Below are 18,979 nucleotides of genomic sequence, written 5' to 3'. Positions count from 1 at the left end.
GCAAAGGACGCGTGTCGTGCCCTTGAGTGCATGTCATCCGGTTGCAGAGTCGGGAACTAATCGAACGCGTAAATTTACAAGTACAGCAGGGCACTGGGAATGCGACAAATTGTCGCAGGGGCGAAAAGAGGCCGGAATTGGCGCGGGCGCCAACTAAACTGAAGTTACGTGAAGCGACGCTAATCTATTGAAATTATTGCATGTCATTACATGGCTACAAATTTTCATGAACCAATAATTTCAATGGCTTGCGCGCCAATTAACGGAACTTCAGCCTAACGGAATAGCAATATGCGGTCCATCGGAGGCCGAGGGAAAAAGGAGGGGTCGTAAATTATGCGCCTGACCTTATTTCCTCTTGCATTCAAGTTGGGCTGGAGCGCGCAGCGGACCAGAGGTCACTTGCAGCGCATTGCTAATTTTCACTTTTTTCGGCCTCTACGCAGCTTGCTCCTACGGAGTTTCTGTTCACTTCGCATTACGTGGAGGATGAAAACGGGCTGTTGCTTCTCGTCGTGCCGGTAGATGACCCGACACGGAGGCTCGACGAACTGTCGATAGCGTCGACCCTTGAGCTCTTGAGGAAATGCCCCACTGTCCGAGTGTGCCTCGAGTTGATCAATGTGATCGAAGATGTTTCGGACTAGACGTCTTGCTGCAGCCGGGTTTTCCAAGGCAATGTAGTCTGCGATTGCATCCAGGTCTGCCAAAGCCGGCTCCGACCACACTAGCTCAGCCACCAGCCCATCTTGAATTTGGCCTGTTCATGGGTGAGAGTCCTGCCTTCATCTACCGCCCTTTCACCCCGAGCGATGCCTTCGAGCAGTTTCATCTTTGCCTGGAGTTTCTCGTAGCTGTCTACATCAACCAGATACGCCGAACGGAGGCCATGCTGCGTGATCAAGATGGGCTCCTTGTCCCGAGCGAGATCGCTCAGAAGTTCAGTGGCCTTTCGCTTCAATGTCGTGACGAGTTCAGTGCGCATAATGTGCTACTAAAGTAGCACTTATCGATTTGCAAACGCTTACCTGCGCAACGGGAACCCAAGAGCACCGCCGTTTGGCGCTCCGGCCGATTGCGGGGTTAGCCGGAAAACTCTGCGCGCACCCGGTTTCTCAGATTGGACAAGGTGTCTGTAACCAATATCTGCGCCGCTCGGGTGTAATCAGCGGACACAATCAGCAGATCGAAGTACGCAGACAACCCACGGTTCTCGCCGCACCACGTCTCCAGACTCCGGCGAGTGTCCTCCTTAGCTAGATCCAGGCGGCCATTTGCATGTGCGAGCACGTGGCGCACCCAGCGACGTAACGTCTCAGCCGTGCAGCCGATTTTGCCGGCGATGGAGCAGACCGCCGCCCACTGTGATTCGTACTCAGCACGGTGTTCAAACACCAGCCGCACAGCACGCTCCCGGACTTCAGGTGAATACTTCGTCAAGGTTTTCATAGCTCCATCCTCTCAAGAGTTGGAGCCTCCGGGAAAGTCGGGGCGGTTCAGCCTATCTTCTGTAGACGAATGCGCGCAGAACAGGATGAGAATTACTACGAAAAGCTGTAACTTCTCATTAAGTCCGGGCAAGAAGACATTGAAGAGAGTGGTTCGTTGCTTACCATCAACAATAAGCACTTGATAATTTTGCATTTAATGCACGACCGTAATCTTACCTCCGCCACCCCGCACACATTACGCCCGGACTTAATGAGAAGTTACGAAAAGCTCTTGTAATCGCATGATTCTAATCACTTAAATTAAATCAATGTCGACCCCACATACGTCCATCCGCAGACAAAATTGTCCTATATTCTTAGCCCGTTCCGTCTACCGCATTGAGACACATGGAGATGTGTGTGGCAACTCGGACAATAACCGCGGATGGAGAACGGACATGTCGGGAGGCCGCGTTTGTTGTTGGATCGAGTGCGTGATCGCATACGGTTCAAGCAATACGGCATTCGGATCGATTGGGCCTACGTCGCCTGGATTCGGCGGTTCATTCTGTTTTCGTGGCAAGCGGCATCCAATCGCGAGGGCTCAGCCGCCGGCAACTGCTGGGCAAACAGAGAGATACAGAGAGATTAAGCAACACGGGTTTCAACAGGCGTAACGTGGATAGCGGCACAATGTTGCCGGGTTTGCCAGAGATCATAGGCGTTTTGCAATCTGAGCCAGTGGGTCGCATTCGGCTTACTGAATGTCATTTCAAGCCGCAGCGCCATCTCCGGCGTAACCATGCCACGACCGTTGAGCACCTTGGAAAGGGTCTTTCGGCTGATGCCCAAATGGCGGGCAGCCTCGGTAATAGACAGTCCCAGAGGCTCAATTAGCAGTTCTCTTAGAATCTCACCCGGATGGGCGGGGTTATGCATATTCATGAGCCAACCTCGTCAATGGTAATCTTCGTAATTCACAGTTTCTACATCACGGCCCACAAAGCGAAACGTCACGCACCAGTTGCCACTGACCTTAACCGTCCAAATGCCCTCACGATTACCTTTAAGTTCATACAATCTAAGACCGGGTAAATTCATGTCCTTCGGACCTTCCGCTTGATCCAAGTTAGAGAGGATTAGCCGCAGTCGCGTAGCATGTTCTGCCTGAATGCCCGATTTGCCACCCGTTTGGTAGAATCGCTCCAGGCCTTTGTGAGCAAAGCTTCTGATCATTCAAGGAGTGAAACCGATACGGTTACACTGTGCAACCTTTCAGGTTACGTTCCCTGCGAGAGAACTTATCGCCAGCTATCAGCCGCATGGCGTCAGCCGCGTCGCGATCTCACGATATACTAACGAGAAACGGCAGCCGGGGCAGCGGTAAGCTCGCTGCAGGCGATCAGCACCGCGGCCATGAGGGAAGCTCGTTTCCAGCCAAGCGACGAGAAGTATTCTCAAGCGAGTCCGGGATGGCTTGGCAAGGCTCGAGTCCGCCCCAGCACCCGCGCATAGACAGCGGCGTTGCCTTCGGCCATCGCCCGGATCGAGAACGAGCGCAACACTCGCTCGCGCCCGGCCTGACCGTACCGGGCGGCCAACTCTCGGTCGGCAAGCAAGCGGTTGATGGCAACAGCGAGCTGCTCGGCGTCGCCGGGTGCCACAAGCTCACCGTTCTCGCCGGGCCGCACGACCTCGGGAATGCCGCCGACGCGGCTTGCCACCACAGGCAGACCACAGGCAGCGGCCTGCAGCAGGCTGACTCCCAACCCCTCCAAAAACGCCGGGTGCACCAACAGATCCAGGCAAGGCAATATTCGCGGCAGATCGTCGCGACAGCCGGCGAATACGACGCGCTGCGCCCACCCTTGCCGCTCGGCGCTGCGGCGAATTGCGCTTTGCCGCGGTCCCTGACCAAAGAGCAGAAAGCGCGTCTGCGGGTGTCGGCGCAACACTTGCGGGATCGCCTCCAGCAACACCCGATGCCCCTTGCGCGGGATGAACTGCGCGACCATACCCACTGTGCGCTCGTCGCGGCTCAAGGCGAACGTCTGGCGGAACCAAGCATACTCCGCCTGAGGTCGGTAGAGCTCGCTATCCACCGCACTCGGCACACAGGTTACCTTCTCCGAGGGTAAGCCCGCGGCCAATAAAACCTGCCGGATCGCCTCTGAAATAGTCACCACATGCGAGTGGAGCCGGTATTTCACGGCAACCTGCCAGCGCGGTTCAGGATTGTCGACCCGGCGACTGACAATCACAGGGATACCGGCGAGTCGGGCCGCGATGCCGCCCAGGACATCGGCCCCACGACGGCTATGCAGGTGCACCAGATCGGGCTGCTCGGTGCGGAGAACGCGCCGCAGACGGGGGATCAGGAGAAGATCGCCGTCACCCCGCATGGGAACAGCGTGGACCCGATCCGCGTAAGCCCCACCCCGTTGCCGAATGGCACTGTCTGGCGGACAAACCAGGACTTGCTCGGTGACGAGGCCCTGCAAGCCGCGCAGCAAAAATAGCACCTGCAGTGCACCACCGTAGAGATGCCGGCCGCTTTCGACATGCAGCACCTTCACCGCGCTGCCTCCAGCAGCGATTGCACCGCGGCGAGCACCTGCGCGGGGCGATGCAGACGCATGCAACTGTAGGCTCCGCCACAGATCGGCCGGCGCCGGCAAGGCGAACACCACAGCGCCCCATAGAGCACCCGCGTCAAAGGGCTGTCCGTCTCGAGATAGGGGCGGGTGGAGCCGAACAGCGCCACCGTGGGTATGCCGGCGGCCGTGCCGATGTGGGTCAGGCCCGTATCGACACCGACTAAAAGCCGCGCCCCGGCGATGGCGGCCGCACTCTCCCGCAAGGTCAGGGCACCGGCTAGGTTCACCAGAGGAACGCCCGTCTCGCAAGCAATCCGCTCACCCCTCCCGCGCACCTCTGGACCACCCAGCAGTACCGACGCCAGCCCGAACCGCGCGGCGAGCACCTCAGCCAGCTCACGCCAGGATTCATCGAACCAATGCTTCTGCAGCCGGGTCGTGAACGGACACAGCACCGCGTAGTCACCCTCGAGCGCGTGGCGGGCCAATGCCTCACGCACGCCCTGCCGATCGGCCGCGGTCAGTGCCAGATCCATTGGGAAACAACTCGCCGTGATACCGAACCATTCGGCAAGGTAGCGGTATTCGGAACCGATACGGGGGTCGGAGCGGGGCGGCTGGAGCACCTGGGTCATCAGTCCCCGACTGCCCTCACGCGAGGCGAGGCCGATGCGCTGCGGCGCGCCACTGAGCCAAGCCCACAGCGCGCTTTTGGCCAGCCCTTGGAGATCCAACACCAGATCATAGTGACGCGCACGCAGCCCACCTACGAAACGGCGGATCGAGCCCAACAGCTCAGGATAGCGCCGCTCGGCGCGCAGTCGCCGCCACTGTGCCCGCGGCCAGACGATCACCTCGTCCAAGCGCGGATTCGCCTCGAGTAAGCTTGCCCCCGGTGGCTCGGCCAACCACGCTAAATGGGCATGCGGCCACTTGCGGCGCAACGCCGGAATCAGCCCAGAGGCCATGACGATATCACCGATCGCCGAGAGCCGAATGATGAGGATGCGATTCATACCGCTACACCACTGCCAGTGCTCCGGCGCGGCCAAGGTGGCGCAAACGCAGGACAGAGAACGCATCCCCTTTATTGACGAACGGGAGATGGCGCTGGGGCACGCCGAGACGCTCCAGGAGCGTTGCGACCGGGCGACCGGCGTGGTTAGCGACGATCGTTTCGTGCCCAGGCACATTCAATGCCTGGAGCAGGCGGATATAAAACCGCTCCGCCCCGCCCAACTGGCGATTGCCGAGGATGTGCAGCGACTTCATCGATCGGCAGGCTGAACCTTGCGTTGATGCTTCATATGCAGCTTCCAAAAATAACCGACCAGATTATCGCCGAACGAGATCGCCTTACGCGGGATCTCAAAGCGATTGGGCGCAGTGTTCGCCGCGCCGCGCAAACAAGTCAAGGCGCTAGCGTAGTCGGCCTCTTCCACCAACTCCCGGGTTTGTCGCCCATAATCGCCATAGGGATAGCAGAAATGCCGCACCTCTTCCGCCAGCAATTCCTCCAACACCGCTTTACTGCGGAAAATCTGGTCGCGCTGCTTGGACACGGAGAGACCGGAGAGCCGAGGATGAGTGTTGCTGTGCGAGCCGAATGTGATCCCCGCGCGGTGCAGCTCGCATAGAGTCTCCGCCGACATCAGCGGCGCCTTCACTTGGTCGGCGCTTAGCCACTCGGCACAGCGACCCACTAAGCCCGTTACGATGAAAATCGTAGCGGTGAAACCATGCTGCGCAAGAATAGGGAAAGCATGCTCATGAAAGCCTTCATAGCCATCATCGAAGGTGAGCACTACCGACCGGGGCGGCAATGGACGATCATCGAACAGCCCGGCTACCGCTTCATCCAGGCTGATGACGTTATAGTCGAAGGACTTGAGATAGTTCATCTGCGAGCGGAAGCGGCGTACGTGACAGTAGCACGTTCGGTGCCGACGCGGCGCCGCAAAATAGCCCACCTGGTGGTACCTCAAAATGGAAACCGCGGGTTTGGCTTGTGCTGAGCGAGGCGCCGCCATGCTTGTTCTCTTCGATACCCGCGGTCAGCGCCGGCTACCGCCGCGATAGATTCGCTCCACGATGCCGGTGGTCGAGTAGCCGCCTTCGAGCGGCAGGAGCCGTACCTGCCCACCCCGGGCAAGCACTCCTTCGTGACCCGCCACCTCCTCCAACCGATAATCACCCCCTTTGACGAGCACATCCGGACCGATCGCCTCGATCAAGCGTACCGGCGTATCCTCGCTGAACGACACCACCCAGTCCACCGCAGCCAAACCGGCTAAAACCGCCATCCGCTGCGCCAACGGATTGATGGGTCGACCGCGGCCTTTGAGGCGGCGCACCGAATCATCGTCGTTCACCGCTACGATCAGCCAGTCCCCGCAGGCTTTGGCTTGCTCGAGGTAGGCGATGTGCCCGGGATGCAGGATATCGAAGCAGCCATTAGTCATGACCACGACATCCTGGCGCTGGCGCAGCCCGTCCATCAAAGCGATCAGCTCGCCCTCGGTAACGATACCGCAGGGGCCGTCGGCTGCTGGAAGCCAGCGCTGCGCCGCCGCATGCAGCTCGGTCAGACTGACCGTGGCCGTGCCAAGCTTCCCCACGACTACGCCCGCGGCGAGATTGGCCAGCGCCGCCGCCTGCGCCAGTTCCTCCCCCGCTGCTAGCGCGGCACCGAGGACGGCCACCACCGTATCACCCGCACCCGTCACGTCGAATACTTCCTGGGCCCGCGCGGCGATATGGACTGCTTCCCGATCGCGTTCAATCAAGGTCATTCCTTCCTCGCCCCGAGTAAGCAGCATCGCCGTGAGATCCAATCGCAACAGCAACTCGCGGGCGCGCTCGACCCGCTCGAACTCAGAGCCGCAGCGCCCAACCATGCGCTCGAACTCGGCGCGGTTCGGAGTGAGAACACTGGCACCGGCGTACGCTGCGAACTCCGAGCGCTTGGGATCGATCAACACCGGTCGTCCGGCTTCTCGACAAGCATGAATCAGCGGCGCCACCTGCGCCAGCGCTCCCTTGGCGTAATCGGAGAATATGACCGCATCCACGCGGGAAAGGCTCTGCCCCAGGATCTCCGGCGAGACCCCCGCAACCGCCGCTGCTGAGCCCTCGAAATCGACTCGCAGCATCTGCTGGTGTTGACTGATTATCCGCAGCTTGGTGATGGTGGTGCCGGTCGGCTGCTCGAGCCAATGCGTTCTGACCCCGGCAGCGGCCAGCAGCCCGCGCAACACCGTCCCCGCCTCATCGTGACCGATCGGAGCCACAAGAGTTGTCTGGACCCCGAGTGCGGCGAGCGCCAGCGCAACATTGGCGGCCCCGCCCGGGCGATTTTCGCTGCGGGCTATAGCCACGACCGGCACCGGTGCCTCGGGAGAAATACGGCCGGCCTCACCGTACCAATAGCGATCCAGCATGGCATCGCCTGCGACCAAAACGTTAAGCTCGTGAAAATCGGGGATTCTCATGGTTTGTGTCGCAGCCGCTTGCGCCGGCGAATCGGGTAAGGCCCCAAAGCGCCATCGGGGCGTGTTTTGAAACGCCGATGCACCCAATAATACTGCTCGGGGTGGCGACGAATTGCAGTCTCGAGCACAGCATTGAGCCGGGTGGCATCTTGCTTGTCATCCCCCGAGGGAAAATCCCACAACGGCGGATACAAGCGGATCGTGTAGCCGTCACCGGATTTCCGAGCCGTGCCGTAGATGGGAATGACCGCCGCGCCGGTGAGTCGGACGAGCCGCGCGGTGGCGGTAAGCGTTGCTGCGGGAATACCGAAAAACGGTGCGAAAACCGAGTGTGGACGCCCGTAGTCCTGATCCGGTGGATACCAGATGACCCGCCGCTCACGCAGCGCCCGCACCAGACTGCGCAGGTCGCGACGCCACACGATGCGCTCGTAGTGGCGGCGGCGATTCTCGCGCATACAATGCTCGATCACCGGGTTACGGTGCTCTCGATAGATGACTTGAAAGGGGATCTGAGTGAGCATGATGCGCCCGGTGAGCTCCAGCGGAGTAAAGTGCGCGCCGAGTAAAATGACGCCGCGCCCTTCGCTCAACGCCTGCGCTAGGTATTCAAGCCCCTCGAAATGGCCCAAACGGTGGATGAGAGTGGGATTACCCCACCAAGCGATACCGACCTCCACCAAGCCACGCCCGGTAAAACGCAGGTTCTGCCGGACCAAGGCCGCGCGTTCGGCAACGTTAAGATCCGGTAAGCACAGGGCGAGATTGGCTTCAACGACACGGCGCCGATAGGGTACGAGATAGTAGGACAACCGTCCTAAGAGATCACCCACCGCAAGCGCCCAGGGAAAAGGGAGGCAGGCGATGCAGCGCAACAAACCCACGCCGAGCCAACTCGACCAATAACGGGCCGCATAAATCTTCCGGGCTCGGCGTTCACTCACCCTGGCATCGCTTCCATCAAGAGGCCACGTCGAGTATACCAGACCTTGCGAGAGGGGCTGTTCTAGCCCTGGCACCATCGGCAAGGAGACCAGCACACGGATGCATTGGCGTAGCCTCTATTCGATCCTGCTCTATCTGAGCCTGCCAGTCGTCCTGGCACGCTTGCTGCTTCGCTCCCGCCGCGCGCCGGCCTATCGGCGGCGTTGGGCAGAGCGCTTCGCCTTGATCCCCGCGATCGCGGGTCGTCCTGTCTGGATCCATGCCGTCTCCGTGGGCGAGACTGTCGCGGCGGCCCCACTGATCGAGCGCTTGCTGACGGAGCACCCTGGTATTCCCATCGTGGTCACCACCACCACGCCGACAGGCTCGCAGCGCGTGCGCGCCCTGCTCGGCACACGTGTACGCCATTACTACGCGCCTTACGATCTGCCGGATGTAGTGGCGCGCTTTTTCCGTCGCGTAGCACCGCGGCTAGTGGTCGTCATGGAAACGGAAATCTGGCCCAATCTACTGGCCACCGCGCAACGCCGTGGCATCCCCGTGGTGCTGGCGAACGCGCGTCTATCGGCGCGTTCGGCCGCCGGCTATCGGCGCGTGGCCGGCTTGCTGCGACCCGCCCTCGGCGCCTTCCACACCATCGCGGCCCAGAGCGAGGCAGACGCGCGCCGCTTCCGGACATTAGGCGCGCCCGTGCAGCGAGTGCAGATCAACGGCAATATGAAATTCGATCTCGAAATCAGCGCGGTCAGCCTGATGGCTGGCCACGCGCTGCGCGCCGCATTAGACCCACAGCGCCCGGTCTGGATCGCCGCGAGCACTCATCAAGGGGAAGAACCCCTGGTATTGGAAGCGCAGCGGACTATGCATGCATATGCCCCGCAGGCCCTCCTCATACTGGTGCCCCGCCATCCGGAGCGCTTCGAGGCCATCGCCACGCTGTGCCGCCGCAGCGGCCTGGAGACAGCCCGGCGCAGCACCAGGGAGCGCGTCCGTTCAACAACGCAGGTCTATCTAGCCGATACCATGGGCGAGCTGCCGCTGCTCTATGCAGCAGCCGACGTAGCTTTTGTCGGCGGCAGCCTGGTCGCCGCGGGCGGACACAACGTGCTTGAACCCGCGGCACTCGGCATACCGGTGTTGGTCGGACCGCATGTGTCCAACTGTGCCGAACTCGTCGCCGGCCTGGAAGCCGTAGAGGGATTGGTGCGGGTAACCGATACGGCTTTCCTCGCACAAGCTGTTGCAGACTTGCTTGGCAACAAGCGCCGCCGACTCGCTCTAGGCGAGCGGGCGCGACAACAGCTCGAGGTCAACAAGGGAGCGACGCAGCGGCTCTATGAAACCATTCATCCGCTGCTGACCGAACCACCTGCCACTATCGGGCTCAGCGGGAACCGAGCAGGCTGTTGACCGCCGTTAGATCTTGCGGGTCCAGCGTGCCGGCCGTCTGTTTGAGCCGCAACGTGCTGACGAGATAGGCATATTGGGCCTGCTGATAATCCCGTTCGGCACTAAATAGATTGCTTTGCGCGTCGAGGACATCGACGATCGTGCGGGTTCCGGCCTCGTAGCCCGCCTGGGTCGCCTTCAGTGCACTGCGATTCGACACCACCGCCTGCTGTAGCGCTTGTACCTGCCGGATACTGGTCTGCACCGCTCGATAGGCATTGGATGTCTCCCGGCCGACACGGCGCCGGGTTTCTTCGAGCTGCTCGCGGGATTGGGTATAACGCGCCTGCGCCTCGCTGACTCTGGAACTCACCGCGAAGCCCTGAAAGATCGGCAACTCGCCCCGAACACCAATGCTCTGCCGATCGGATGTGCCGCCGAAGACTCCGCCCGTATCCTGATGCGTGGCATTGGCCGTCAAACCGATGGTCGGCAAATGCCCGCCGCGCTGCACCTGGATATTCTCCATAGCTGCCTCCGCCCCTTTGCGCGCGGCGATTAGCTGCCAATTTTGTTCTATCGCCGCGGCTTGCCAGCGCCCCTCCTCAGCCGGCTGCGGTCCCTTCAGCTTGGGCTTACGGACCAGATCAGCCAGCGACTGCGGTTGCTTGCCGATGACCTGTCGCACCGCTTCTAACCGGTTGGCCACCTCATTTTCAGCCTGAATAAGCCGGCTCGCCGCCAAGTCACGCCGAGCGCGGGCTTCCTCCACCGCGGTATGTGCGATCAGGCCGACCTCGAAGCGCTGCCCCGCCTGCTCGAGCTGGCGCTCGATGGCCTTGAGATCGGAGCGGGCGAAGCTCAGGTCGGCTCGTCCCGCGAGCACATCGAAGTAGCGTTGCGCCAACCTAAACATCAAGTCCTGCTCGGCCGCGTGCACCTGGGCTGCCGCCTGGGCGATCTGGGCATCGGCCTGATCCAGGCGCTGGTAGGCGCTGTAATCGAAGATCGGCTGAGTCAGATCGATACTGTATTGGGTATTGAAGAAATAGGTATCGACGCTGGCGAAACTGGTTGTCTGGTCCAAATGAACGCGCTCGCGGCTGGCTTGCACGCTGATATTCGGCAGTAAGCCGGCCAGGGCCTGTGGCCAGCGCTCCTGCACGGCTTGGTAGTTCGCCAAGGACTGCCTGAGCACGGGGTTGTTGACGCGGGCCACCCCATAGAGGCTGAGCAAATCATCACCCGCGTAGGTGCAGAAGCTGGCGGAAGCGAGCACCAAGCCCGCCAATCGCGTACCGATACGGCTGGCTATAACTCGCACCGCCGTACCCGGCTTTGGCCCGTCAGGGCTCACACTACTCATCGAGCGCTCACGTCCATGCTCGCTCAAGGCCGCCCCACTCCGACATGAACTCCGTTCGACTCAGGACGCGCCACAGCAACTCCGTGAATGAGATAACCATCCGCTGGTTCTCCAAGGCTGCGAAAATTTGAGACAGTGCACTTGCAAGCCCAAGCCAGCCAAACTCTTCAAAGCTCGAAGCGCACCGTTCTACGCGCATTGCGCAGGGGGCGGATGCTGGTGTCCAGCAAGCTCTCGGTAGCCCACTGATCCTCTCCCACCCGCGTGATGAGCAACGCTTCCATAATCGGTCGCTCCCCCACGATCACGAACAACCGCCCCCCAATGCTCAGGCTGCGATGGTAATTTTCATGCAGCTCGGGTAAAGACCCAGTAACCGCAATCATGTCATAGCGCTGACCGCCACCCCAACCCCGAGCCGCATCGCCCACCTCGAGACGTACGTTGCGAATTGCTTGCGCGGAGAGCTGCGCCGCGGCCAACTTGCAGAACTCCGGTTGAATGTCCACACTCGTTACCTGACTCACCAGTTGCGCTAGACAGGCGCTTAGAAAACCGGTGCCCGTACCAATCTCGAGCACGCTTTCATCAGGATGTGGAGTGAGCGCCTGCAGCAGACGAGCCTCGAGCCGTGGCTCCATCATCACTTCACCGTACGGCAATGGGAGCTGGAGATCGGCGTAGGCCAGATTGCGATAATGCTTTGGAACGAACGCCTCGCGTGGCAAAGATTCGAGCACCTCGAGCACGCGCTCGTCGAGCACTTCCCACGGCCGAACCTGCTGCTCGACCATATTGAACCGCGCCTGTGCAAAATTCAGCTCGACCATCGTATCACTGTCTCTATAACCCCAGCGCAAATAGCGCTTAAGCCTAGAAGGTTTGCACAGGCCAAGCAAGCGGTTGCTTGCACTACGCCGGCACATCAGACTAGCCAGTGCCGCCAATCGAGTTCAAACTGACAGCGCTTGTTCGACGAAGTGGGGGTGCTCCCGGTAAGACCGGGGGCTGAGAGAGTCCCTTGGAACCTGACCCGGTTAGCACCGGCGTAGGGAAGCTTCCGGCACCCGGATTATCACCCGCGCCCACCCCGTGTCGTCATTCTGCGATCAGTGTAAGGAGGCAACACGATGAGCGCCAGATCCCAAGAGTCCCCGGGCAGCCGTACCGGGCGGCTGGATGAGTCCGTGCTACGCCCGTTTCCAAACTCGCGCAAAATCTACGTCGAGGGCTCGCGTGCGGACCTTCGGGTACCCATGCGCGAGGTTACACTCACGGATACGCCCTCGGCGACCGGCCCTGAGCACAACGCTCCATTTTATCTTTACGACACTTCCGGACCCTATACCGACCCCGGCCATCAGGTAGACTTGCGCCGCGGTTTGCCGGCAATGCGGGCCGGTTGGATCGAGGAGCGTGGCGACTGCGAGCAGCTCGAAGGCCCGAGCTCACGCTACGGGAAGCGGCGCGGGTCCGATCCAGCCACTGTGGCGCTGCGTTTTACGCATAGCCGCGCACCGCGCCGAGCCCAGTCAGGCCGCAACGTCACACAAATGCATTATGCCCGCCGCGGCATCATTACGTCGGAGATGGAATACATCGCCATTCGCGAAAACCAACTCCAGGAACGCTATCAAACGGCGAGCGGGCTTGCGCGATGCCATCCCGGCCAATCGTTCGGCGCCCAGATTCCCGAGCGGATCACGCCGGAGTTCGTACGCAGCGAGGTGGCGCGTGGCCGCGCCATCATTCCGGCCAATATCAACCACCCCGAGTCCGAACCGATGATCATCGGCCGGAATTTCTTAGTGAAAATCAACGCCAACATGGGGAATTCGGCCGTGACCTCGTCTATCGAGGAAGAGGTCGAAAAAATGGTCTGGGCCACGCGTTGGGGCGCCGACACCATCATGGATCTGTCCACCGGGCAGCACATCCACGAGACCCGGGAATGGGTACTGCGCAATTCGCCGGTACCGGTCGGCACGGTACCGATTTATCAGGCCTTGGAGAAAGTGGACGGTAAAGCCGAAGAGCTAAGTTGGGAGATCTTCCGAGACACACTGATCGAGCAGGCTGAGCAGGGCGTCGATTATTTCACCATCCATGCCGGTGTACGACTCGCCTTTGTGCCGCTGACCGCCGGGCGCGTCACTGGCATCGTCTCGCGCGGCGGTTCGATCATGGCCAAGTGGTGCTTAGCCCACCACCGCGAAAGCTTTCTCTACGAGCACTTCGAAGAGATCTGCGCGATCATGAGCGCCTATGATGTCGCCTTCTCCCTCGGCGACGGCCTGCGGCCGGGATCCATTGCGGATGCCAACGACGCGGCGCAGATGGCCGAGCTTCGTACGCTCGGAGAGCTGACGCAAGTGGCCTGGGCCCACGACTGCCAAGTCATGATCGAAGGGCCTGGCCACGTGCCCATGCAACTCATCCATGAGAACATGACCGAGCAGCTGCGCCTATGTGATGAGGCGCCTTTCTATACCCTGGGGCCACTCACGACCGACATTGCCCCAGGCTATGACCACATCACTTCGGCAATCGGCGCGGCCATGATCGGCTGGTACGGCACCGCAATGCTCTGCTACGTCACGCCCAAGGAGCATCTGGGGCTGCCGGACAAGCACGATGTGCGCGAGGGGATCGTGGCCTACAAGATCGCTGCGCATGCCGCCGATCTCGCCAAAGGCCATCCCGCAGCGCAACTGCGTGATAATGCCCTATCCAAGGCGCGCTTCGAATTTCGTTGGTTGGATCAGTTTAACTTGGGGTTGGATCCCGAGCGTGCGCAAGCGTTTCACGATGCAACGCTACCCAAGGAAGCGCATAAGCTAGCGCACTTCTGCTCTATGTGCGGACCCCGTTTCTGTTCGATGAAAATCTCTCAGGAGGTACGCGAATACGCCGAGCAAAACAAAATCGCCGATCCGCAGGAAGCGGTCGAGCAGGGTTTGCGTGATAAAGCCCGCGAGTTTCGAGACTCCGATGCCGAAGTCTATCAGCGGCGCTGAGCAGCAGCGCCGTCATCGAGCACACGGCGGAGCTGAACACGCAGTGCGCTCATCCCAAGTGGCCAAAGCGCTTCGCGTGCGAAGCGCTTGACCATCGACGCACTGCTCGGGAAGTTTGCGTGGGCAGATACCCGACCGCCCTCGAACAAGCCAAGCACTAAACCGCCGCCGAATGCCACGCCCAATGCTCGCGGGCTACCGGCACGGCGGCGGACGCCAGCTCGCAATGCACTCACCGCGGTGGCGAGATTGCGGCGATCCACGCCGATAGCGGCTTCACACTCCCGTATTCTGCGGCTTAACCGACGCATATCTCGACTCCCCGAGTACTACTCGACGAACGGCTCGAAACAACAACGCCCTACTTAAGCGGCGAATTATGACTATACCCAGAACTGCTCCCAGCAGGTTGAGCCCGGCGAGCAGCAAAAGCGCGGCCGCGCTGACCATCCCCGAATCAATCAACGCCGTGTAGGCCGCCGCGAGCAGCAAGAACCACGTGCCCGCTCCCAGCAATCCCGCCCATACCGCCAGCGCCGCCATCCAAGCAAGCGCCTGGAAAGCCCGCCGCGTCTCCAGCCCCAACAACTCGCCCACATCCCGAACGAACCGCTGGCTTGCGCTGAGCAACGCACCGACGATTTCACTTAACGGCGGAGCTCCTGAGTCCTCCTCTGCAGAGGCACGCTCCGCATCCGGCTCCGCCTTATTAGTCATAATTCTCAGCGAGACCGCAGCAGCTTTCCGAGGACGAAACCGCCGGCTACGGCCCAGCCGAGGGCGGCGTATGGATGTTCGTGTATGTACCGGGTCATCCAATCGATCGCCTGACGCGACTGCTCGCTATAATGATCCCCAGCCTCGCGCAAATGCTCTTCAGCTTGAGCACCATGCCGAGCGGCGCGATCGACCGCTTCATGCGCTACTTTGGCAAAATGATCGGTGGTGTGATGCGTATTGGTGGGAGGAACATTTTTAGTCGCCATAGCTGTCTCCTTGCGCGCTGGCCACGTTTCAAAGTTACCCGGCCTCAAGCGCTGAACCACCTGAAGCCCGGAGGTAAGATTGGGGATACGCAGCGTCTTTTCAAGGCAGCCTTCTCCCGCAAGCTTGGCGTATTACTACTTTCCAAATCCGGCTCGCGGATTGAAGCCCAGCTCCCGCTCGAGCTCACGGAACAGCTCGCGCGCCCGTTCAGTTTGAACGAGGGGATTAACAATGCGCAGCTCCAGATATTGATCGCCCGGTGGATCACCCGGCAAACCGCGCCCCCGCAACCGCAGTCGCCGACCGCTTTGGGAATTTGCCGGAATCTTCAGATCTACCCGACCACCGAGGGTCGGCACATTGAGCGTCGTGCCCAGCGCCGCCTCCCAGGGTGCGATCGGCAGCTCGAGGTGCACATCCTTGCCGTGCAGCCGATAAAGCTTATGCGGCGCGATATGAACCTCGAGGAATAGATCGCCGGAGCCGGCATCGCCTAGCCCTGAACCACCCTGCCCTGCCAAGCGGATACGCTGGCCCTCGCGGACGCCGCTAGGAATCTGGACCCGCAGATTACGCTGGGTCCGCCGGGCGCGGCCCTGACCATCGATTTCCTGACCTTCCATCGTGATGGCGCGGGTCGTCCCGTGGTAGGCTTCCTCTAGGGTTATCGTGATCTTTGCTAGCTGATCCTCACCGCGCCTGGCAAAACTCCCCCTCGGGGGGGTAGCGCCGCCGAACATCTCATCAAACGGCGAATCGCCGCTCCCACCAAACAACGTATCAAAGAAATCGCTGAAGCCCCCGGAGCCGGATTCCCCTCTGAATTGCCAATCGGGCGGCGGTCGGAACTGCTCGCCGGCACGCCAATCGCTGCCGAGCTGGTCGTAGGCGCGCCGCTTGTCCGGATCCTTAAGCGCCTCATAAGCCTCGGCGACTTCTTTGAACCGCTGCTCGGCATCCGGGGCTTTACTGACATCCGGATGATATTTACGGGCAAGCTTGCGATAAGCGCGCTTGATCTCGTCACCGGATGCATCTTTTGAAACGCCCAAGATTTTATAGTAGTCCTTATACTCCATCACCGTGGCCGCGCGCTAAACCTCACAATCATTCACACGGGCCCGCTTGAGCGGACCCGCGCAGGTGGGGATCGTCAACCCTCGACTTTGACCCGTCGAGGCTGCAGCTTTTCCTGCTTAGGAATCGTAACCTGCAGCACCCCATGCTCGCTACGCGCGCTGATGCGCTCGGCATCCGCCGTATCCGGCAAACTGAAGCGGCGATAAAAAACGCCGCTGGCCCGTTCGGTGCGCTTGTAATCCGGTCCCGACTCCTGGGATTGCGCTTGACGACTTCCCTTTATGGTCAGCATGCCATTTTCCATGCTGATTTCAATGTCATCGGGCCGAACGCCTGGCAGATCGGCGTCGATTACATAGTGCCCGGCCTCCTCGCGGATATCGACCGCCGGTACCCAGTCACTTGTGGCGAGGCTGCTGGAATCCGTACCGGGCGGCCCCTCATAGATCCGTGAAAGCTCCTTGCTCAACTCGTTGAACAACGTCCAAGGCTCGTAACGACGAATGGCCATAAAGCACCTCCTTGATATGATTTCGACACAGCGTCGTACTCGTTACGCACAAAATGGTGGCGCGCCCTGAAAATTCAAGGTAGGCAAGGTTGAACGCGGACCCGCATGCTGGTATAAACCCCTCTTTTCACAAGGCTGCGGACATCGATCGTTCTAAGCAGGGTTCAGAAGCCGACACGATTTCAAAAAGTCGGGCCTTTTCAAAGAGAAAATCCGGCCCCGCCCAGACACTCAATGCTCGGGACTCGCAAACGCCGGGGCAACGTACGGTATCTGGGCAGGCGACTATTATCTACGCAATCCATGCGACACCATCGGGAACCCCATAGGAGGAGGCAGCAGCCATGGCTAAAGTTTGCCAGGTGACGGGCAAGCGCCCGACCACCGGTAATAACGTCTCACATGCCAATAACAAGACTAAGCGCCGTTTCCTACCCAACCTCCACTACCATCGTTTTTGGGTGGAAACCGAGCAACGCTGGGTTCGGTTGCGTGTCTCTTCCAAGGGCATGCGAATAATCGATAAAATCGGTATAGCCCAGGTGCTCAAGGACATCCGTCTGCGCGGAGAAAAAATCTGAGGTAAGCTGCCATGCGCGAGAAGATCAAGCTTGTGTCGTCAGCCGGAACCGGCCACTTCTATACTACGAGCAAGAACAAGCGGAATACACCCAATAAGCTTGAGTTTCGCAAATACGATCCGGTCGTGCGTAAGCACGTGATCTATAAAGAGGCGAAGCTGAAGTAATTCTGGGCTGCCGCGAAGAACACCAAGCGTAACCGGGCACGGCGCGGTCGGTTACGCTCGGTTTTATTGTCCTTTTAGCGTAGTGCCGGATGCACCACCGTAAAGCCACGCAGGCCGCGAGCGAACTCTTGGAGAGCCTGAATACCGCTGAGCTCGGCTTGCGCACACCACTCCCGCAACCCGGTTAGCAACGTTTCGTGAGAGAGATTGGAGCTACCCCATAGTCGCTGCAAACGCAACCTGAACTGATACACCGTCTTCAGACGCTGGCTCTGCGCTAGCGCATTCTCCAACCGTGCCTCGGCTCGGCGATCGAGCAGACTCTGCTCACGCAGCAGTGCGCGCCGCCCCCGTTTGAGCAGGCGCCGGCAGGACGCATCAGCACGCTGCAACTCTTCCCGTAAGGTAGGCAGTAATACCTGGCGCGCGTAAATCGCCAAAACGTGCATCCGGGCTCGCACCACCGCCGCAGCTGTCTCCATATCCACCTCGGCCTTATCCCGGATGGCCGGGTGTGGCGCGACCCGTTTGACTCGAGCTAGGCGCAAGTGTTGCAAGAGCCGGATATACATCCAGCCGATGTCAAACTCCCAAGGCTTGCTGGCGAATTTGGCCGAACTCGGAAACGCGTGATGGTTATTATGCAGTTCCTCCCCACCGATCAAGATGCCTAACGGAATGATGTTGGTCGATGCATCCGGCGGCTCGAAGTTTCGATAACCGAGCGCATGCCCTACGCCATTGACTACGCCGGCCGCCCAGAATGGAATCCACAGCATCTGCACGGCCCAAATAGTAAGACCTACCACACCGAAACAAAGCAGATCGATGAGCAGCATCAACCCAAGACCCCAATACGAGTACGGTCGGTAAACATGGCGTTCGATCCAGTCGTTGGGGGTTCCATGCGCATAGGCTGCGACAATTTCCGGATCCTTTACCGCCGCTTTATAGAGCTCCGTCCCCCGCCAGAGCACCTCGTTGAGGCCAAGCACCTGGGGACTGTGCGGGTCGTCCCCGGTCTCGACTTTGGCATGGTGCTTGCGGTGTACCGCCACCCACTCGGAGGTGACCATCCCCGTAGTCAACCACAACCAAAAACGGAAGAAGTGCGCAATCGCCGGGTGCAAATCCATGCCACGATGGGCCTGATGGCGATGCAGGTAGATGGTCACGCTAACAATCGTAACGTGGGTCAACCCGAGCGTGACTAGCACATAACCCCACACAGGCAACTCGAATAGGCCGTACAACATAAGCGGCAAATACCTTGTAACGAAAAATTAACTATACGATATTAACAGTTGATTCTTCATAGTTAAGAATTATTTAGTATAACGACCAAACGGAGCCAGCGTCCATGGAATGGTTCACATCAGCATCAGCGCATCGCCAAACTCCATTAAGCTATTTTCTAC

22 protein-coding genes, 1 pseudogene and 1 riboswitch are annotated in these 18,979 nt (G+C 60.0%); of the genes and pseudogenes, 4 read left to right on the top strand and 19 right to left on the bottom strand.

Features of this window, described 5'->3' with window-relative positions:
* Positions 1 to 422: 422 nt before the first annotated feature.
* From NB231_RS17925 to lpxL, 11 genes and pseudogenes are all read right to left on the bottom strand, one after another.
* Positions 423 to 740, bottom strand: coding sequence for a type II toxin-antitoxin system RelE/ParE family toxin (locus NB231_RS17925; RefSeq protein WP_084766336.1), 318 nt, complete (start codon positions 738 to 740; stop codon positions 423 to 425).
* Entirely contained in the window at positions 728 to 985 is a 258-nt protein-coding gene (locus NB231_RS13130; RefSeq protein ID WP_005003675.1) for a type II toxin-antitoxin system Phd/YefM family antitoxin, read from the bottom strand. The genes NB231_RS17925 and NB231_RS13130 overlap by 13 nt, the downstream gene beginning before the upstream one ends.
* Positions 986 to 1,293: 308 nt before the next feature.
* Positions 1,294 to 1,449 (bottom strand): annotated as a pseudogene (locus NB231_RS20370) (transposase); the annotation flags it as partial.
* A 629-nt stretch (positions 1,450 to 2,078) separates the two neighbouring features.
* A complete protein-coding gene (locus NB231_RS13115) occupies positions 2,079 to 2,375 on the bottom strand; it encodes a HigA family addiction module antitoxin (RefSeq protein WP_005003671.1) in 297 nt (98 codons plus the stop codon).
* A gap of 12 nt (positions 2,376 to 2,387) precedes the next feature.
* The gene (locus NB231_RS17920; protein ID WP_005003668.1) at positions 2,388 to 2,666 is read right to left on the bottom strand and encodes a type II toxin-antitoxin system RelE/ParE family toxin; all 279 of its coding nucleotides are present in this window, start codon (positions 2,664 to 2,666) and stop codon (positions 2,388 to 2,390) included.
* A 221-nt stretch (positions 2,667 to 2,887) separates the two neighbouring features.
* A complete protein-coding gene (locus NB231_RS13110; RefSeq protein WP_005003658.1) occupies positions 2,888 to 4,006 on the bottom strand; it encodes a glycosyltransferase in 1,119 nt (372 codons plus the stop codon).
* Positions 4,003 to 5,043, bottom strand: a complete 1,041-nt coding sequence (locus NB231_RS13105) for a glycosyltransferase family 9 protein (RefSeq protein ID WP_005003656.1) — start codon at positions 5,041 to 5,043, stop codon at positions 4,003 to 4,005. Before NB231_RS13105 ends, NB231_RS13110 begins: the two co-directional genes overlap by 4 nt.
* Before the next feature lie 4 nt (positions 5,044 to 5,047).
* Complete coding sequence (locus NB231_RS13100; protein WP_005003654.1) at positions 5,048 to 5,299, bottom strand: glycosyltransferase family protein; 252 nt, start codon at positions 5,297 to 5,299, stop codon at positions 5,048 to 5,050.
* Complete coding sequence (locus tag NB231_RS13095) at positions 5,296 to 5,928, bottom strand: polysaccharide deacetylase family protein (protein ID WP_232210471.1); 633 nt, start codon at positions 5,926 to 5,928, stop codon at positions 5,296 to 5,298. Before NB231_RS13095 ends, NB231_RS13100 begins: the two co-directional genes overlap by 4 nt.
* Positions 5,929 to 6,081: 153 nt before the next feature.
* The gene (gene hldE, locus NB231_RS13090) at positions 6,082 to 7,518 is read right to left on the bottom strand and encodes a bifunctional D-glycero-beta-D-manno-heptose-7-phosphate kinase/D-glycero-beta-D-manno-heptose 1-phosphate adenylyltransferase HldE (protein ID WP_005003650.1); all 1,437 of its coding nucleotides are present in this window, start codon (positions 7,516 to 7,518) and stop codon (positions 6,082 to 6,084) included.
* Positions 7,515 to 8,462, bottom strand: coding sequence for an LpxL/LpxP family Kdo(2)-lipid IV(A) lauroyl/palmitoleoyl acyltransferase (lpxL, locus tag NB231_RS13085; RefSeq protein WP_005003647.1), 948 nt, complete (start codon positions 8,460 to 8,462; stop codon positions 7,515 to 7,517). Before lpxL ends, hldE begins: the two co-directional genes overlap by 4 nt.
* 100 nt (positions 8,463 to 8,562) lie before the next feature.
* Between lpxL and waaA the strand changes: the two genes are divergently transcribed.
* The gene (waaA, locus tag NB231_RS13080; protein WP_005003644.1) at positions 8,563 to 9,873 is read left to right on the top strand and encodes a lipid IV(A) 3-deoxy-D-manno-octulosonic acid transferase; all 1,311 of its coding nucleotides are present in this window, start codon (positions 8,563 to 8,565) and stop codon (positions 9,871 to 9,873) included.
* Here the strand turns inward: waaA and NB231_RS13075 are convergent.
* Both NB231_RS13075 and NB231_RS13070 read right to left on the bottom strand, forming a co-directional pair.
* Positions 9,848 to 11,218, bottom strand: a complete 1,371-nt coding sequence (locus NB231_RS13075; RefSeq protein WP_156777013.1) for a TolC family outer membrane protein — start codon at positions 11,216 to 11,218, stop codon at positions 9,848 to 9,850. The genes waaA and NB231_RS13075 overlap by 26 nt on opposite strands.
* A 167-nt stretch (positions 11,219 to 11,385) precedes the next feature.
* Positions 11,386 to 12,048, bottom strand: a complete 663-nt coding sequence (locus tag NB231_RS13070; RefSeq protein WP_005003641.1) for a protein-L-isoaspartate O-methyltransferase family protein — start codon at positions 12,046 to 12,048, stop codon at positions 11,386 to 11,388.
* A gap of 142 nt (positions 12,049 to 12,190) precedes the next feature.
* Positions 12,191 to 12,291: riboswitch (TPP riboswitch) on the top strand.
* A 57-nt stretch (positions 12,292 to 12,348) separates the two neighbouring features.
* Here NB231_RS13070 and thiC point away from each other — a divergent pair.
* Positions 12,349 to 14,235: a phosphomethylpyrimidine synthase ThiC gene (gene thiC, locus NB231_RS13065; protein WP_005003639.1), complete on the top strand. Its 1,887-nt coding sequence runs from the start codon at positions 12,349 to 12,351 to the stop codon at positions 14,233 to 14,235.
* Here the strand turns inward: thiC and NB231_RS13060 are convergent.
* The 5 genes from NB231_RS13060 to NB231_RS13040 all read right to left on the bottom strand — a co-directional run bounded on the left by NB231_RS13060 (position 14,223) and on the right by NB231_RS13040 (position 16,813).
* Positions 14,223 to 14,546: a hypothetical protein gene (locus NB231_RS13060; protein ID WP_156777012.1), complete on the bottom strand. Its 324-nt coding sequence runs from the start codon at positions 14,544 to 14,546 to the stop codon at positions 14,223 to 14,225. The two genes, thiC and NB231_RS13060, sit on opposite strands and share 13 nt — an antisense overlap.
* The gene (locus NB231_RS17010) at positions 14,512 to 14,952 is read right to left on the bottom strand and encodes a phage holin family protein (protein WP_005003631.1); all 441 of its coding nucleotides are present in this window, start codon (positions 14,950 to 14,952) and stop codon (positions 14,512 to 14,514) included. The genes NB231_RS13060 and NB231_RS17010 overlap by 35 nt, the downstream gene beginning before the upstream one ends.
* Positions 14,953 to 14,957: 5 nt before the next feature.
* The gene (locus NB231_RS13050) at positions 14,958 to 15,221 is read right to left on the bottom strand and encodes a DUF883 family protein (protein ID WP_005003630.1); all 264 of its coding nucleotides are present in this window, start codon (positions 15,219 to 15,221) and stop codon (positions 14,958 to 14,960) included.
* 135 nt (positions 15,222 to 15,356) lie between these two features.
* Positions 15,357 to 16,301: a DnaJ C-terminal domain-containing protein gene (locus tag NB231_RS13045; protein WP_005003627.1), complete on the bottom strand. Its 945-nt coding sequence runs from the start codon at positions 16,299 to 16,301 to the stop codon at positions 15,357 to 15,359.
* A 74-nt stretch (positions 16,302 to 16,375) separates the two neighbouring features.
* A complete protein-coding gene (locus NB231_RS13040) occupies positions 16,376 to 16,813 on the bottom strand; it encodes an Hsp20/alpha crystallin family protein (RefSeq protein ID WP_005003625.1) in 438 nt (145 codons plus the stop codon).
* A gap of 344 nt (positions 16,814 to 17,157) precedes the next feature.
* On the opposite strand from NB231_RS13040, the gene rpmB reads away from it, so the two are divergent.
* Entirely contained in the window at positions 17,158 to 17,394 is a 237-nt protein-coding gene (gene rpmB / locus NB231_RS13035) for a 50S ribosomal protein L28 (protein WP_005003623.1), read from the top strand.
* A gap of 11 nt (positions 17,395 to 17,405) precedes the next feature.
* The gene (rpmG, locus tag NB231_RS13030) at positions 17,406 to 17,561 is read left to right on the top strand and encodes a 50S ribosomal protein L33 (RefSeq protein WP_005003622.1); all 156 of its coding nucleotides are present in this window, start codon (positions 17,406 to 17,408) and stop codon (positions 17,559 to 17,561) included.
* Between the two features lie 74 nt (positions 17,562 to 17,635).
* Here rpmG and NB231_RS13025 read toward each other — a convergent pair whose 3' ends face one another.
* Positions 17,636 to 18,817: a DesA family fatty acid desaturase gene (locus NB231_RS13025; protein ID WP_005003619.1), complete on the bottom strand. Its 1,182-nt coding sequence runs from the start codon at positions 18,815 to 18,817 to the stop codon at positions 17,636 to 17,638.
* Positions 18,818 to 18,979: the final 162 nt, after the last annotated feature.

The sequence above is a fragment of the Nitrococcus mobilis Nb-231 genome (assembly GCF_000153205.1).
In the GTDB taxonomy this organism is placed as follows: domain Bacteria; phylum Pseudomonadota; class Gammaproteobacteria; order Nitrococcales; family Nitrococcaceae; genus Nitrococcus; species Nitrococcus mobilis.
Note: the sequence above shows the minus strand (reverse complement) of the source record. Positions and strands in the feature narration are given on the sequence as shown.